Origin of the sequence: Paracoccus marinus (genome assembly GCF_007018965.1) — a bacterium.
Taxonomy (GTDB): domain Bacteria; phylum Pseudomonadota; class Alphaproteobacteria; order Rhodobacterales; family Rhodobacteraceae; genus Paracoccus; species Paracoccus marinus.
In genome coordinates, this window is sequence record NZ_VJYZ01000015.1 from 61,664 (window position 1) to 76,563 (window position 14,900).

Annotated in this window: 12 protein-coding genes; 3 read left to right on the forward strand and 9 right to left on the reverse strand. The window is 68.8% G+C overall.

All coding sequences use genetic code 11. The annotated features are described in order from the left end of the window. Nucleotides 1-82: 82 nt before the first annotated feature. Both FNF32_RS08580 and FNF32_RS08585 read right to left on the reverse strand, forming a co-directional pair. Nucleotides 83-1,111, reverse strand: coding sequence for a substrate-binding domain-containing protein (locus FNF32_RS08580; RefSeq protein WP_131673491.1), 1,029 nt, complete (start codon nt 1,109-1,111; stop codon nt 83-85). Nucleotides 1,112-1,231: 120 nt separating this feature from the next. Then, complete coding sequence (locus FNF32_RS08585) at nt 1,232-3,040, reverse strand: thiamine pyrophosphate-requiring protein (protein WP_131673492.1); 1,809 nt, start codon at nt 3,038-3,040, stop codon at nt 1,232-1,234. Between the two features lie 161 nt (nt 3,041-3,201). On the opposite strand from FNF32_RS08585, the gene FNF32_RS08590 reads away from it, so the two are divergent. Together FNF32_RS08590 and FNF32_RS08595 are read left to right on the forward strand one after the other, a co-directional pair. Next, nucleotides 3,202-4,203: a TAXI family TRAP transporter solute-binding subunit gene (locus FNF32_RS08590; protein ID WP_131673493.1), complete on the forward strand. Its 1,002-nt coding sequence runs from the start codon at nt 3,202-3,204 to the stop codon at nt 4,201-4,203. A 67-nt stretch (nt 4,204-4,270) separates the two neighbouring features. Beyond that, nucleotides 4,271-6,349, forward strand: coding sequence for a TRAP transporter permease (locus FNF32_RS08595; protein WP_131673494.1), 2,079 nt, complete (start codon nt 4,271-4,273; stop codon nt 6,347-6,349). 78 nt (nt 6,350-6,427) lie between these two features. Here the strand turns inward: FNF32_RS08595 and FNF32_RS08600 are convergent, their stop codons facing one another. Genes FNF32_RS08600 through FNF32_RS08610 form a run of 3 tightly spaced genes read right to left on the reverse strand, consistent with a single transcriptional unit; the run spans nt 6,428 to nt 8,948 of the window. After that, complete coding sequence (locus tag FNF32_RS08600; protein ID WP_131673495.1) at nt 6,428-7,198, reverse strand: MetQ/NlpA family ABC transporter substrate-binding protein; 771 nt, start codon at nt 7,196-7,198, stop codon at nt 6,428-6,430. A gap of 27 nt (nt 7,199-7,225) precedes the next feature. Further along, nucleotides 7,226-7,900 carry a methionine ABC transporter permease gene (locus tag FNF32_RS08605; RefSeq protein WP_131673496.1) on the reverse strand — a complete coding sequence of 225 codons (675 nt, stop codon included), beginning with the start codon at nt 7,898-7,900 and terminating at the stop codon, nt 7,226-7,228. Continuing rightward, nucleotides 7,890-8,948, reverse strand: coding sequence for a methionine ABC transporter ATP-binding protein (locus tag FNF32_RS08610; RefSeq protein WP_131673497.1), 1,059 nt, complete (start codon nt 8,946-8,948; stop codon nt 7,890-7,892). The genes FNF32_RS08605 and FNF32_RS08610 overlap by 11 nt, the downstream gene beginning before the upstream one ends. A gap of 376 nt (nt 8,949-9,324) precedes the next feature. Here FNF32_RS08610 and ileS point away from each other — a divergent pair, with 376 nt between their 5' ends. Beyond that, nucleotides 9,325-12,285, forward strand: a complete 2,961-nt coding sequence (ileS, locus tag FNF32_RS08615) for an isoleucine--tRNA ligase (RefSeq protein ID WP_131673498.1) — start codon at nt 9,325-9,327, stop codon at nt 12,283-12,285. Nucleotides 12,286-12,351: 66 nt separating this feature from the next. Here the strand turns inward: ileS and FNF32_RS08620 are convergent, their stop codons facing one another. From FNF32_RS08620 to FNF32_RS08635, 4 genes are read right to left on the reverse strand one after another with little or no spacing between them, the layout of a single operon-like run. Further along, on the reverse strand, nt 12,352-13,137 hold the full coding sequence (locus FNF32_RS08620) for a crotonase/enoyl-CoA hydratase family protein (RefSeq protein WP_131673499.1): 786 nt from the start codon (nt 13,135-13,137) through the stop codon (nt 12,352-12,354). Further along, on the reverse strand, nt 13,134-13,985 hold the full coding sequence (locus FNF32_RS08625; RefSeq protein ID WP_131673500.1) for a hydroxymethylglutaryl-CoA lyase: 852 nt from the start codon (nt 13,983-13,985) through the stop codon (nt 13,134-13,136). The genes FNF32_RS08620 and FNF32_RS08625 overlap by 4 nt, the downstream gene beginning before the upstream one ends. Then, a complete protein-coding gene (locus FNF32_RS08630) occupies nt 13,978-14,691 on the reverse strand; it encodes a glutathione S-transferase family protein (RefSeq protein ID WP_131673501.1) in 714 nt (237 codons plus the stop codon). The genes FNF32_RS08625 and FNF32_RS08630 overlap by 8 nt, the downstream gene beginning before the upstream one ends. After that, on the reverse strand, nt 14,691-14,897 hold the full coding sequence (locus FNF32_RS08635; protein ID WP_131673502.1) for a TOBE domain-containing protein: 207 nt from the start codon (nt 14,895-14,897) through the stop codon (nt 14,691-14,693). The genes FNF32_RS08630 and FNF32_RS08635 overlap by 1 nt, the downstream gene beginning before the upstream one ends. Nucleotides 14,898-14,900 lie beyond the last annotated feature (3 nt).

Here is a 14,900-nt window from a genome sequence, read left to right on the forward strand (position 1 = left end):
ACCTCACGGGCGCGCGAACGCGGGAACTCGGGAAGAAGGACGGGCCATGACGGCCCGTCCCGGTATCAACCTCGGGGCTCGCTTACTTCGCGGCCATGACGGTTTCGGCTTCGACGGCCGCCTGGGTGTCGGCCAGCTTGGGATCGGGAACCAGGCCGTAGGTGGCCAGCGGGCCGCCCTGACCGGCGACGGCGTCCGACACGAAGAACGCGGCGAACTCCTTCAGGCCGGGGATCGTGCCGACGTGCTGTTTCTTGACGTAGAAGAACAGCGGGCGCGAAACCGGGTATTCGCCCGAGGCGATCGACTCGGTCGAGGGGGTGACGCCCGACATCGTGGCAACCTTCAGCTTGTCGGTGTTCTGTTCGTAGAACGACAGGCCGAACACGCCCACGCCTTCGGGGCTGGAGCCCAGGCGGGCCAGCGTCTCGGTGTAGTCGCCGTCGATGTCGACCGACTTGCCGTCGGCGCGAACGGCCTTGCAGGCGGCTTCGCCTTCGTCTTCGCCCTTCGCGGCGACGAGCGCGTCGTGCGCGGCCGTGTCCTTGCAGCCCTGGATCAGGACCTTTTCCTCGAACACTTCACGGGTGCCGTGCTTGGTGCCGGGGATGAAGGCCAGGATCGGCTGGTCGGGCAGCTCGGCGTTGACGTCTTTCCAGCTGGTGTGCGGGTTGGCGACGACCTTGCCGTCGACGACGACTTCGGCGGCCAGCGCGTTGAACACGTCCGACGGGGTCAGGACGAAGTCGCCGCCGGTGTTCGACGAGGCGAAGACGATCCCGTCATAGCCCAGGCGGACTTCCATGATGTCGGTGACGCCGTTCTTCTGGCATTCGGCGACTTCGATGTCCTTGATCGGACGCGAAGCGGTCGCGATGTCGATGCCGTTCTCGCCCACGCCCGAGCAGAACTGCTTCAGGCCGGCCGACGAACCGCCGCCTTCGACGACGGGCGCGGCGAAGTCGGTGTTTTCGGCAAAGGCTTCGGCGGCGATCGTGGCGTAGGGCAGCACGGTCGACGAACCGGCGATCTGGACGTTGTCGCGGGCCGAGGCGGCGGTCGCCGACAGCGCGGCGATGGCAAGCGCCGAGGCGGTGATCTTCATGTTCATGGCAGGCTCCTGGTTGGAGAGAGGTTTTGGGCCATCTTTTCCCATAGGAGCGTTCCGTATCGGTTTCGTGACAGTAAAATCACAATCTCACGTCACCCTGCCCGCCGGCCGCCGCCCCGCTCAGTCTCCGGGCAGCAATCGGCCGACGATCTGTCGCGCCGCGCCGCGCACCACGCCGACCCGGTCCTCCTCGGCCCACAGCGCGTTCGCAAAGCTTCGCGCCTGCTTCAGGGTGATGTGGGGAGGCAGCGGGGCCACGTTCGGGTCGGCCAGGATGTCCAGCACGAACGGCCGGTCGGCGGCCAGCGCCTCGTCCCAGGCGGGGCCGATATCCTCGGGCCGTTCCACCCGGCGTCCGCCCAGCCCCATCAGCTTTGCCACATCGCCGTAGGGGATGTCCGGCAAGTCCTGGCTCGACGGGTATTTCGGATCGCCGATCTGGGTCCGCTCCTCCCACGTCACGAAGGCGAGTTCGCGGTTGTTCAGCACCATGACGATCAGCCGGGGGTCGGCCCAGGTCTTCCAGTAGCGGGCGATGGTGATCAGCTCGGCCATGCCGTTCATCTGCATCGCGCCGTCGCCCGCCAGCGCGATGGACACCCGGTCAGGATAGGCGAACTTGGCCGCGATCGCATAGGGAACCGCGCAGCCCATGGTGGCGAGCGTGCCCGACACCGACCCCATCATCCCCTCGCGCAGGTCGAGGTCGCGGGCCCACCAGACCGTCGTCGTGCCGCTGTCGGCGCTGACGATCGCGCCGTCGGGCAGGCGCGGCGTCAGCTCGCGCGTGATCCGCTGCGGGTTGATCGGATCGGCCTTCTCGTCCGCCGCGCGCGCCAGCGCCTCGCGCGATCGCGTCACCGACGTCTCGACGCTATCGCGCCAGCCGCGATCTTCCTTGCGGGTCAGAAGCGGGATCAGCGCGCGCAGCGTGGCCGCGGCATCGCCCAGCAGGTTGACCTCGGTCGGGTAGCGCAGGCCCAGCATCCCGGCCGACAGGTCGATCTGGACGGCGCGCGCCTGGCCGGCCTTGGGCAGGAACTCCGCATAGGGAAACCCGGTCCCGACCATCAGCAGGGTGTCGCAGCCCTGCATCAGCTCGTGGCTGGCGGGCGTGCCCAGAAGCCCCATCGACCCCGTGACCCACGGCAGCGCGTCGGGCAGCACCTCCTTGCCCAGCAGCGCCTTGGCGACACCCGCGCCCAGCACGTCGGCCACCTGCGCGACCTCGGCCGCAGCCCCCTTGGCGCCCGCGCCGATCAGGATCGCGACCTTTTCGCCCGCGTTCAGGACCTCGGCCGCGGCCGCGAGCGCGTCGGGCCCAGGCACCGGGTTTGTCATCGACAGGCCGACGCCGGACTGGACGTAGAAATGCTCGTGCGGCCGATCCTCCATCTTTTCGACCTGCAGGTCGTTGGGCAGGATCACCGCGGTCACGGCACGGTCGCCCTTTGCGATCCGCCAGGCGCGGTCGATCAGGTGCGGCACCTGCGCGGGCACCGTCGCGGTCTGGACAAAGGCGCCCGCCACGTCCTTCAGAAGCGACTGAAGATCAACGTCCTGCTGGTAATGCGCCCCCATCGCGGACCGCGCCTGCTGGCCGACCAGCGCGACCACCGGCATGTGGTCGCCCTTGGCGTCGTAAAGACCGTTGAGCAGGTGGATCGCGCCGGGCCCCGAGGTCGCCATGCACAGCCCGACCTCGCCCGTGAACTTGGCATGGGCCGAGGCGCAAAGCCCCGCCATCTCCTCGTGCCGGACCTGCACGAAGTCGATGCAGGGCGCGTCCGCGTCATCCCGCGCTTCCTTCTGCATCCGGTGCAGCGCGCCGACCAGGCCGCCGATTCCGTCGCCCGGATAGCCGTAGACGCGGCGCGCGCCCCAGTGATGAAGCCGTTTCCAGATGAAATCCGCGACCGTGTCCGCCATGCCGGTTCCCCGTCCCTCGCTGCGCTGTGTGGCGGGTCAACGCGACCGCGGCCGCGCGGTTCACCCCCCGAAACGGCTCCGCCACGGCAATCGAAAGGTTGTCACGGCGGCCATCTTCCTTCACGGTTTCGTCAGTTCACGCAAAGCAAAGGATCGTTCGCATGTTTGGCAGAAAAGTGGCTGGCCTCGCGGCCGCTGCGCTGATCGCCCTTGGGGGGGTGGCGTCGGCGCAGGACATGGCATTCTTCAGGATCGGCACCGGCGGCACCGCCGGCACCTATTATCCCATCGGCGGGCTTCTCGCGAACGCGATCTCGGCCCCGCCCGGCGCGGCCGCCTGCGAGGGCGGAAGCACCTGCGGCGTGCCCGGGCTGGTGGCGTCGGCCGTCGCCTCGAACGGATCGGTCGCCAACGTCAACGCGATCATGGGCGGGGCGATGGAGTCGGGCTTCGCACAGGGCGACGTCGCCGCCTGGGCCTATACCGGGACCGGCATCTGGGAAGGCCAGCCCAAGGCCGAGAAGCTGCGGGCGATCGCCAACCTCTACCCGGAATCGATCCACCTGGTCGCGACCAAGGCATCGGGCATCGCCTCGGTCGCCGACCTGCGCGGCAAGCGCGTGTCGATGGACGAACCCGGCTCGGGCACGCTGGTCGACGCCAAGCTGATCCTGGCCGCCGCCGGCCTCGCCGAAGGCGACGTCACGCCCGAGTACCTCAAGCCCGACCAGGCCGCGGACCGGATGAAGGACGGCGCCATGGACGCGTTCTTCTTCGTCGGCGGCTACCCGGCCGGCGCGATCGCCGAGCTGGCCAGCCAGCAGGAGGTCGTGATCGTCCCGATCGAGGGCGACGTCGCCACCAAGGTGCTTGAGAACGAGTTCTTCGCCGCCAACACGATCCCGGCGGGCACCTACGACAACCAGGCGGCCGACGTGCAGACCATCGCCGTGGGCGCGCAGTGGCTGACCTCGGCCGACCAGCCCGAAGAGCTGATCTACAACATCACGAAGGCGATCTGGAACGACGCGACCCGCACGCAGCTTGATGCGGGCCACGCCAAGGGCAAGATGATCGTCAAGGAAAACGCGGCCGCCGGCCTCGGCCTGCCCTTGCATCCGGGCGCCGAACGCTTCTATCGCGAAGCCGGGCTGATCCAGTAACCCGCGCCCCGAACCAGCCCGCAGGCGCACGATCGCCTGCGGGCCCCCTGCCCTCAAGGACAACGACATGACCGACCCCCGCCCCACGCATTACGACGCGCCCGATGTGCTGAGCGCCGACCAGCTCGCCGAGATCGAGGAAAAATACGATCCCGAGATGCGCTTCCGCGAGCTGGTGCGGCCGGTGGCGATCCTCGTGGGGGCGATCCTGTTCCTGCTGAGCTGCTATCACTACTACACCGCCGGCTTCGGCATCCCGCAGGCGACGGTCCATCGGGGCTTGCATCTCGCCGCCACGACCTTCCTCGTCTTCATGTCGTTTTCCGCCTTCGGCCGGCAGCAGGTCGCGCGCGGGCCGCTGACGCTTCTGGGCCTGCCGCTGATCGACTGGGCCCTGGGGATCGCCGGCGCGGTTGCCGCGCTGTATGTGCCATGGATATACGACCAGCTGGCGTTCCGGGTCGGCAACCCGACGACGATCGACATCGCCATGGGCACGATCCTGATCGTGGTGCTGCTTGAGGCCGTGCGGCGGTCCATGGGCTGGCCGCTGCCGGTCATCGCGATCCTGTTCATGTCCTACGCCTATTTCGGCCAGCACATGCCCGGCATCCTCGTCCATCCGGGCGCGAGCTGGCCCAACATCGTCAACCACCTGTACCTGACGAGCCAGGGCATCTACGGCACCGCGCTGGGTGTGATCGCGACCTATGTGTTCCACTTCGTCCTCTTCGGCGTCATGGCGACGCGGATCGGGCTGGGGCAGCTGTTCATCGACGTGGCCTCGGCCGCCGCCGGGCGCTACGCGGGCGGGCCGGCCAAGGTGTCGGTCCTGTCCTCGGCGATGCTGGGCACGATCTCGGGGTCGTCCATCGCCAACACCGTCACGACCGGGGCGCTGACGATCCCGGCCATGATCCGCGTGGGCTACCCCCGCCACTTCGCCGCCGCGGTCGAGGCCGCCGCCTCGACCGGGGGGCAGATCACGCCCCCGGTGATGGGCGCAGTCGCGTTCCTGATGATCGAGTATCTGGGCCTGCCGCTGACCACGATCCTGACGGCGGCCATCGTGCCCGCCTTCATGCACTTCTTCGGCGTGCTGGTGCAGGTCCACCTGGAAGCCAAGCGGCTTGGCCTGCGCGGCCTGCACCGGTCGGAACTGCCGAACGCATGGAAGGTGCTGCGGCAGGGCTGGCTTACGCTCGTGCCGCTGGTGCTGCTGATCGTGATCCTGATGTCGGGCCGCACGCCGTTTGCCGCCGCCTTCTGGTCGATCACCGCGTGCATCGCGGTCTTGCTGTGGCAGGAGCTTTCGGCCAAGGGCGTGGTCGAGGGGCTGAAGGGCACCGCGCACGGCCTCTACGAAGGGTTCAAGCTGGGCGCCAAGCAGTCGCTGTCGGTCACCGCCGCCGCGGCGCTGGTGGGCGTGGTGATCGGTGTCGTCACCCTGACCGGGGTCGGCTTCAAGATCGCCTACATGGTCACCGGCATCGCCTCGGGCTGGGCGCAGGACGTGTCGGGCTGGCTGTCGGTCCTGCCGTTCGAGATCATGGGCCTCGACACCCTGACGCTGCTTTTCACGCTGATCCTGACGGCGGTGGTCTGCGTGCTGATGGGCTGCGGCATCCCCACGACCGCGAACTACATCATCATGGTCGCGGTCGCCGCGCCCGTTCTGGGGCTGATGAACGTCGAGCCGATCGTCGCGCATTTCTTCGTGTTCTACTACGGGGTGCTGGCCGACGTGACGCCGCCCGTGGCGATGGCGGCCTATGCGGGCGCGGGGATCGCGGGCGCCAACGCCTTCAAGGCCGGGAACACCGCGTTCCGGCTGTCGATGGGCAAGGCGCTGGTGCCGTTCGTGTTCGCGTTCCAACCCGCGCTGCTGCTGGTCACGCAAGACTTCACCTGGCCGAACTTCCTTCTCGCCTTCGGCGGCGCGGTGCTGGGCATCTTCACGCTTTCGGCGGCGATCACCGGCTGGCTGTTCTCCCGCCCCTCGACGATCGAGCGGATCCTGCTTGCCTTCGCGGCGATTCTGCTGGTCGCGCCGGACTGGACGGCGACGATCATCGGGCTGGTCATCGCGGTGCCCATCGCGCTGCGGCTGCTGTCGGTGGCGCGCAGGGCGCCCGCGACTGCCTGAGAGGCGCCGGGCGACCGCAGAACGAAGAACGGCCCGCCGTCACCGGCGGGCCGCTTTCGTCAGAGCCGATGAATGAACTTACCAGGCGGGGATGACCGCGCCTTCGTACTTGGTGTCGATGAACGACTTGATCTCGGGCGAATGATACGCCTCGACCAGCGTCTTGACCCAGGGCTGCCCCTCGTCACCCGCGCGCACGACGATCACGTTGGCATACGGGCTGTCGGCCTTTTCCATCGCGATCGCATCGTTCTTGGGGCTTAGGCCCGCGTCCAGCGCGTAGTTGGTGTTGATGACGGCGGCGTCCGCATCCTGCAGCGCGCGGGGCAGCTGCGCCGCGTCAAGCTCGCTGAATTCAAGCTTCTTGGGGTTGCCGGTGATGTCCAGCGGCGTGGGGACAAGGCCCGCGTCCGGGTTCACGGTGATGAGCCCCTGTTCGGCCAGCACCAGCAAGGCGCGGCCGCCGTTCGTCGGATCGTTCGGGATTGCGACGGTGGCGCCGTCGGCAAGCTCCCCCAGCGACTTCAGCTTGCTGGAATAGACGCCCATGGGCGTGGTGATGGTCTTGGCCACGACAACCAGATCGAAGCCGCGGTCCTTGATCTGGTTTTCCAGATAGGGGACGTGCTGGAAGCTGTTGGCCTGCAGGTCGCCGTCGGCCAGCGCGGTATTCGGGACGACGTAGTCCGAGAACTCGACGATGTCGAGGTTCAGGCCCTTGGCGGCGGCGATCGGCGCGACCTGCTCCAGGATCTCGGCGTGTTCGCCGGGGCTGACGCCGATCTTGATGTCCTCGGCCGCAGCCATGCCTGCGGACATGACCAGCGCGGCGGCGATGTATTTCAGCATCTCGATGCTCCTTGCTTTCGGATTGGATTACAGCCCGCGGTCCTTGGCGGCGCGATGATCCAGCCGCCGGGCGATCCATTCGCCGGTGGACTGCACCGCCTGCACGAGGACGATCAGGACGATGACGACGACCAGCATCACCTCGGGCATGAAACGCTGGTAGCCGTAGCGGATGCCGAGATCGCCCAGACCCTCGCCCCCGACGGCCCCCACCATCGCGGAATAGCCGATCAGCGACACCATCGCGAGCGTCAGGCCAAGGACGATACCGGGCAGCGCCTCGGGCACCAGGACCTTGCGGATGATCTGGCCGGGGGTCGCGCCCATGGCGCGCGCGGCCTCGATCAGGCCGCCGTCCACGTCGCGGATCGCAGTTTCCACGATCCGGGCGATGAAGGGCGCGGCCGCCAGCGTCAGCGGCACGATCGCGGCGGTGGTGCCGATCGAGGTGCCGGCGATCAGCCGCGTGAAGGGGATGATCGCGACCACGAGGATGATGAACGGGACCGAGCGCATGGCGTTCACCACGAGCCCCAGCACGCGGTTCGCCAGCGGCGACGACATCAGCTCGCCCCGCTTCGACGTGGCCAGGAATACGCCAAGCGGCAGCCCGATGGCGGTGCCGATCACGCCCGACACCGCGACCATGTAAAGCGTCTGAAGGGTCGCTTCCCAGATCAGCGCGGCAAGGTTAGCCGACATGGCCCAGCACCTCCGTCCGCAGGTCCTGCGCGTGCAGGAAATCCCGCACGCGGCCCAGGTCCGCCGCCGGCAATTCCACCGTCAGGTTGCCGAACGGGCGGCCGTCGATTTCCTCGATCGTGCCCGACAGAATGCTGGCATCCACGCCCAGCTGCGATCCGATGCGCGACAGGACCGGCTCGGCCGCGCTGTCGCCCGCGAAGGTGATCCTGAGGATCGCGGGCCCCGCGCCCTGCGCCACGATCCGCCGCGCGATGAAGCCCGGCAGCGCCGCGCCCGTCACCCCCGACAGGAACGACCGCGTGACCTCGTGCCGGGGCGCGGCGAAGATGTCGTAGGTCGCGCCCGTCTCGACGATCTTGCCCGCCTCGATCACCGCGACGTGCTGGCAGATGTCGCGCACGACCGCCATCTCGTGGGTGATCAACAGAATCGTCAGGCCAAGTTCGCGGTTGATGTTGCGAAGAAGCGCCAGCACCGATGTCGTGGTTTCGGGATCAAGCGCGCTCGTCGCCTCGTCAGACAGCAGCACCTTCGGTTCGGTCGCGAGCGCGCGGGCGATGCCGACGCGCTGTTTCTGCCCGCCCGAAAGCTGCGCCGGATAGCGGTCGGCCAGCGGTCCCAGACCCACGAGATCGATGAGTTCGTTCACGCGCGCCCCGATCCGGCCGCGCGGCGTGCCCGCGACTTCCAGCGGCAGGGCGACGTTGCCGCGCACGGTGCGGTTCGCAAGCAGGTTGAAGTGCTGGAAGATCATGCCGACGTCCCGGCGCAGGTCACGCAGGTCGCGCCCGCGCGCGGCGGTCACGTCGCGCCCTAGCACCTCCACCCGGCCCGAGGATGCGCGCTCCAGCCCGTTGACCAGCCGCAGAAGCGTCGATTTGCCCGCACCCGACCGGCCGATCACGCCGGTGATCCCGCCGTGCGGCACCTGCAGGTCCACGTCGTCCAGCGCCGCGACCGACCCGCCGGCATGGGGCCAGACCTTGACGACGCCACGGAACGCGATGGCCGGCGGGGCCGCCGGAATGGGTGCTGATTGCGTCATGCCGGCTTGCTACCGTGCCGAAAGGCCCGCTTCAATGCCACCGGCGCGGGGGATCGTGGGAAAAGGATGCCGAGGGCGGCCGACGTGGCGCCGCGGGAACGGCGCGGGGTGGCGCGGGCGTGGTGCGGAACGCGACACTCCGCTTGCCGCGATCCGGCGGAAATCGTCCCTGCGATCCTCACCCTTCGCCGCGCGACCGGAACGAAGTTCCCCCGGACGCCGCCCGTCCGCCCTGCCCTTGCCGCGCCCCCGGTCGGTTCCTATAACCACGCCCATGCTTCACGCGGCCCGGATATCCCGAATTAGCCGCCCGGCAGCGTGAGGTTTCGCGCTGCCGGGATGATGCCTGCCCCCAAGCATTCCAAGGATCCGCCCGATGAGCGCCGACACGACCGACATGCAGCCCGCCCTGCAGCCCCAAACCCCCGACTACCGCGAGACCGTCTTTCTGCCGGAAACGGATTTCCCCATGCGCGCGGGCCTGCCGCAGCGCGAGCCGGACTGGCTTGCCCGCTGGGAACGCCTTGGCATCTACGACCGCCTGCGCGGCACCTCGGCCGGGCGCGCGCCGTTCATCCTGCATGACGGCCCCCCTTATGCGAACGGGCATCTGCACATCGGCCACGCGCTGAACAAGGTGCTCAAGGACTTCATCGTCCGCAGCCAGCAGATGATGGGCCGCGACGCGCGCTATGTCCCCGGCTGGGACTGCCACGGCCTGCCGATCGAATGGAAGATCGAAGAGCAGTACCGCCAGAAGGGCCTCGACAAGGACGCCGTGGACGTCGTCGAGTTCCGGCAGGAATGCCGCCGCTTCGCCGAACACTGGGTCGGCGTCCAGCGCGAGGAGTTCCGCCGCCTCGGCGTCACCGGCAAGTGGGACGACCCTTACCTCACCATGAACTACCACGCCGAGGCGGTGATCGCGGGCGAGTTCATGAAACTGCTGATGAACGGCAGCCTTTATCAGGGATCGAAGCCGGTCATGTGGTCGCCGGTCGAAAAGACCGCGCTGGCCGAGGCCGAGGTCGAATACCACGACCATACGAGCCATCAGGTCTGGGTGGCATTCCCGGTCGCCTCGCAGCGCGAGTTCGCGGCCAGCGACGCCTGCATGAAGACCGACCTGCTGGACGCGCGCGTGGTGATCTGGACGACGACGCCGTGGACGATCCCGCAGAACCGCGCGGTCGCTTTTGGCCCGGGCATCGCCTACGGGCTTTATCAGGTCGCGGGCGACAAGGCGGGGACGTACCTCTTGGCCGACAAGCTGGCGGCCGACGTGTTCGCGGCCGCAAAGGTGGAAGCCGACGCCGTGACCCGTCTGCGCGACGTTCCGGCGGACGAACTGGCCTCGCTGGTCCTCGCCCACCCCTATCGCGGGATCAACGGCGGTGCGGCCGAATGGGACTATGACGTTCCCGTCCTGCCGGGCGACCACGTCACCGACGATGCGGGCACCGGGTTCGTCCACACCGCGCCGAGCCACGGTGATGACGACTATCAGCTTGGCCTGAAATACAGGCTGCCGATGACCCACAACGTCGAGCCTGACGGCAGCTACCGCACGGACCTGCCGCTGTTCGGCGGACAGGCGATCATCGACGCGGACGGCAAGGAAGGCCCGGCCAACGTCTCGAACATCAAGGCGCTGGCGGGCGCGGGCGCGCTGCTGGCCAAGGGCAAGCTCAAGCACTCCTATCCCCACAGCTGGCGGTCCAAGGCGCCGCTGATCTACCGCAACACGCCGCAGTGGTTCGCGGCGATCGACAAGCCGCTGGACGACGGCAAGGGGCAGAACGGCGACACGATCCGCGCGCGGGCGCTGAGCTCGATCGACGCGCTGGTGACGTGGACGCCGCAAAGCGGGCGCAACCGCATCCACTCGATGGTGCAGAACCGGCCCGACTGGGTGCTGTCGCGGCAGCGGGCCTGGGGCGTGCCGCTGACCTGCTTCGTGCGGCGCGGCGTGCGGCCGGATGCGGATGATTTCCTGCTGCGGAACGATCAGGTCAACGCCCGCATCCTCGAGGCGTTCGAGACCGAGGGCGCGGATGTCTGGTACCGCGACGGCTTCAAGGAACAGGTCCTCGGCGGCATCGTCGATCCGGCCGATTACGACCAGATCATGGACGTGCTGGACGTGTGGTTCGACAGCGGCTCGACCCACGCCTTTGTCCTGCGCGACCGTGCCGACGGCACGCCCGACGGGATCGCGGACCTCTATCTGGAAGGCACCGACCAGCATCGCGGCTGGTTCCAGTCGTCGCTGCTGCAGGCCTGCGCGACGACCGGCCGCGCGCCCTATCGCGGCGTCCTGACCCACGGCTTCACGCTGGACGAAAAGGGCATGAAGATGTCCAAGTCGCTCGGCAACACCATCGTGCCGGCCGAGGTCATCCAGCAATACGGCGCCGACATCCTGCGGCTTTGGGTGGCGCAGGTGGACTATACCGCCGACAGCCGGATCGGGCCGGAAATCCTGAAAGGCACCGCCGACAGCTACCGCCGCCTTCGCAACACGCTGCGCTTCCTCCTGGGCGCGCTCGACGGCTTCACCGAGGCCGAGCGGGTCGCCCCGGCCGACATGCCGGAGCTTGAACGCTGGGTCCTGCACCGGCTCGCCGAACTCGACGGCCGGGTCCGCGCGGGCTACGACGCCTATGATTTCCAGGGCGTGTTCCGGGGGCTGTTCGACTTTGCCACCGTCGACCTGTCCGCGTTCTGGTTCGACATCCGCAAGGACGCGCTTTACTGCGACGCAGCCAGCAGCCTGCGCCGCCGCGCCGCGCGCACCGTGCTGGACGCGCTGTTCAACCGCCTGACACTGTGGCTCGCCCCCATCCTGCCCTTCACGATGGAGGATGTGTGGCTGTCGCGCTTCCCGTCGGACGAGGACAGCGTGCACCTGCACGACTTCCCCGACACCCCCGCCGATTGGCACGACGATGCGCTGGCCGCCAAGTGGGACGGCATCCGCCGCGCCCGCCGCGCGGTGACGGCGGCGCTCGAGGTGCGGCGCGCCGACAAGACCATCGGCGCGAGCCTGGAAGCCGCGCCGGTCGTCCATGTCGAGGATGCGGGGCTGCTTTCCGCGCTGCGGTCGGTGGATTTCGCCGACGTGTGCATCGTGTCGGACCTGGTGCTGACCGCCGACCCCTCCCCGTCCGAGGCGTTCCGCCTGGCCGAGGTCGCGGATGTGGGCGTGGTGTTCGAACGGGCGGATGGCGAGAAGTGCCAGCGCTGCTGGCGGATCCTACCGGACGTGGGCAGCCACGACCATCCGGCGACCTGCGCCCGCTGCGACGAGGCGCTGGACGAGCCGGGCGCGGCCTGACTGCGATTCCTGAAACGCGAAACGGCGGGCGCATCGGCCCGCCGTTTTCGGTTCAGCCCCGCCGCGTCAGCCCTGCCAGCGGGCCGGGCGCTTGTCGAAGAAGGCGGCGATGCCGTGCGGGGCCTCGTCGTCCTCCCACACCCCGACCAGCCGGTCGATGGTCATTTCGATCACCTGCGCGTCGATCCGCGGCCCCAGCGCGCGGGCCAGCGACTTCGCCGCCGCCACCGCTTTCGGCGCGACCTGAAGATAGGGCGCGACCTCGGCCTCGACCGCCGCGTCCAGATCATCCGGCGCAACGACGCGGGCCAGCAAGTCGAGGTCCCGCGCCTCGGCGGCGTCGAAGATGCGGGCGGACATGAAGACCCGGCGGGCCTTGGCCTCGCCCATGCGCGCCACGACATAGGGGCCGATGGTTGCCGGGATCAGGCCCAGCCGGGTCTCGGTCAGGCCGAACTTCGCCCCCTCGGCCCCGATCGCCACGTCGCTGACCGACAGCATACCGACCCCGCCGCCAAAGGCATTGCCGTGGCAGCGCGCGATCAGCGGCTTCGGCAGTTCGTTCATGGCGTTCAGCATCCCCGCCAGCGCCGCCGCGCCCGCCCGTCGCGTTGCGGCGTCGGCATCCATCTGCTCGCGCATCCACGCCAGATCGCCGCCCGCGCAAAAGCTTTTACCTTCGGCTGCCAGCACCACGACGCGCACCGCGTTGTCCGCCCCAAGTTGACGTGCGGCGGCGGTCAGGTCGTCCAGCATCCGCGCCGACAGCGCGTTGTGCTTGTCGGCGCGCGCGAGCCACAGCGTCGCCACCCCGCGCGCGTCCGTGTCGATGCGGATCGTGTCGAAACTCATGCGCGCAGTCCCTTTGCGTAGTTGGCCGCCTCGGCGATCACGCCCATGTCGAGCCCGGTCCGGTGCCCCAGCCGTTCCAGATGCCCCGCCACCTTTTCGGTCGCGACGTTGCCCTTGGCGCCCGGCGCATAGGGGCAGCCGCCAAGGCCGCCCACCGCCGCGTCGAACACCCGCAGCCCGCGCGCAAGGCTCGCGTCGATGTTGTCGAGCGCGCGCCCGGCGGTGTCGTGGTAATGCCCGGCAAGCCGGTCGGCCGGCAGTTCGTCCAGCACGGCGGCCAGCATCGCGTCGATCGTCTCGGGCCGTCCCTGCCCGATCGTGTCGCCCAGGCTGATCTCGTAGCAACCCGCGTCGCGCAGTGCGGCGGCCACGCGGGCGACGCTTGCGGGCGGCGTGGGTCCGTCGAACGGGCAGTCGGTCACGACGCTGACATAGCCGCGCACCGGAACCCCGTCTGCCCGCGCGGCGGCCGCGACGGGGGCGAGCCGTTCCAGGCTTTCCGCGATGGTGCAGTTCAGGTTCGCGCGGCTGAACCCTTCCGAGGCGCTGGCGAAGATCGCGATCTCGGAGGCTTTTGCAGCCCGCGCGCCCTCGTAGCCCTTCATGTTCGGGGTCAGCACGGCGTAACTGATGCCCGGCGCGCGGGTGATCCCCGCCATAACCTCGGCCGCGTCGGCCATTTGCGGGACCCATTTCGGGCTGACGAAGCTCGTCACCTCGATCCGGCGAGACCCGGCGCGGGACAGCATGTCGACCAGCGCGATCTTTTCGGCGGCCGGGATCAGCCGCTTTTCGTTCTGCAGCCCGTCGCGCGGACCCATCTCGAAGATTTCAACGGGGTCAGGCATCCGGCACCTCGTAGAAATCGCGGTCGTAAAGGACCGGGTCCTCCGCCCCGGGCAGAGACGCCTGGAAGGCGGCGCGGTCGGCGCAGCGGTCGACATAGCCTTGCAGAGCCGCGGACAGGGGGACGAACCGGCGCGCGGTCCAGACCGACCAGCCGACCGCGCAATCCACGCCCGAAAAGCCCGCGGCCATGAGCCAGTCCTGATCGCCGACCGTCTGCTCGACCAGCCGCAGCGTGCGGCCAAGGCGCGCGGTTTCCAGCTTCATCACCGTCGGTGAACGCATCGACGGGTCGCGCAGCATCAGGTGGCTTTGCGTAAGGTTGGCGATGTGCTGGCCGATGGTTTCCGCGAAGTGGAGCCAGTCGAGCCAGCCAAGCCGCCCCTCGGCCCCCGGTGCGCGCCACAGATGCTGGCCCCGCGTCTCGCACAGATATTCGATGATCGCCCCGGATTCGTGGATCACGCTGCCGTCGATCTGCAGCGCGGGCGCGCGTCCGACCGGGTGGATCGCCGCGTATTCGGCCGCGCGCATGTCTTTTGAGGTGATGTCGAGCACCCGCAGGCTGAACGGGAGTTCGAGCTCGTTCAGGAGCCACAGGACCCGCATCGAGCGCGACAGGGGCACGTGCCAAAGGACGATCGCGTCCTCGTCCGCGCCCTTGACCGGGCCGCCGCTGGCGGGAGGGGCAGAAGGGGCGTCGGCCATCAGTCGCGCCCCACCATGACGTCGCTCGCCTTGATGACGGCATAGCCGGGTTCGCCGACCTTCAGGCCCAGTTCCTCGACGGCCGCGTTGGTGATCGACGAGGTGATGACGGCGCCGCCGATGTCGATGCGGACGATGGCGTTGACGGCGCCGGTCGTGATTTCCACCACGGTGCCCTTGAGGATGTTGCGTGCGCTCAGCTTCATGGG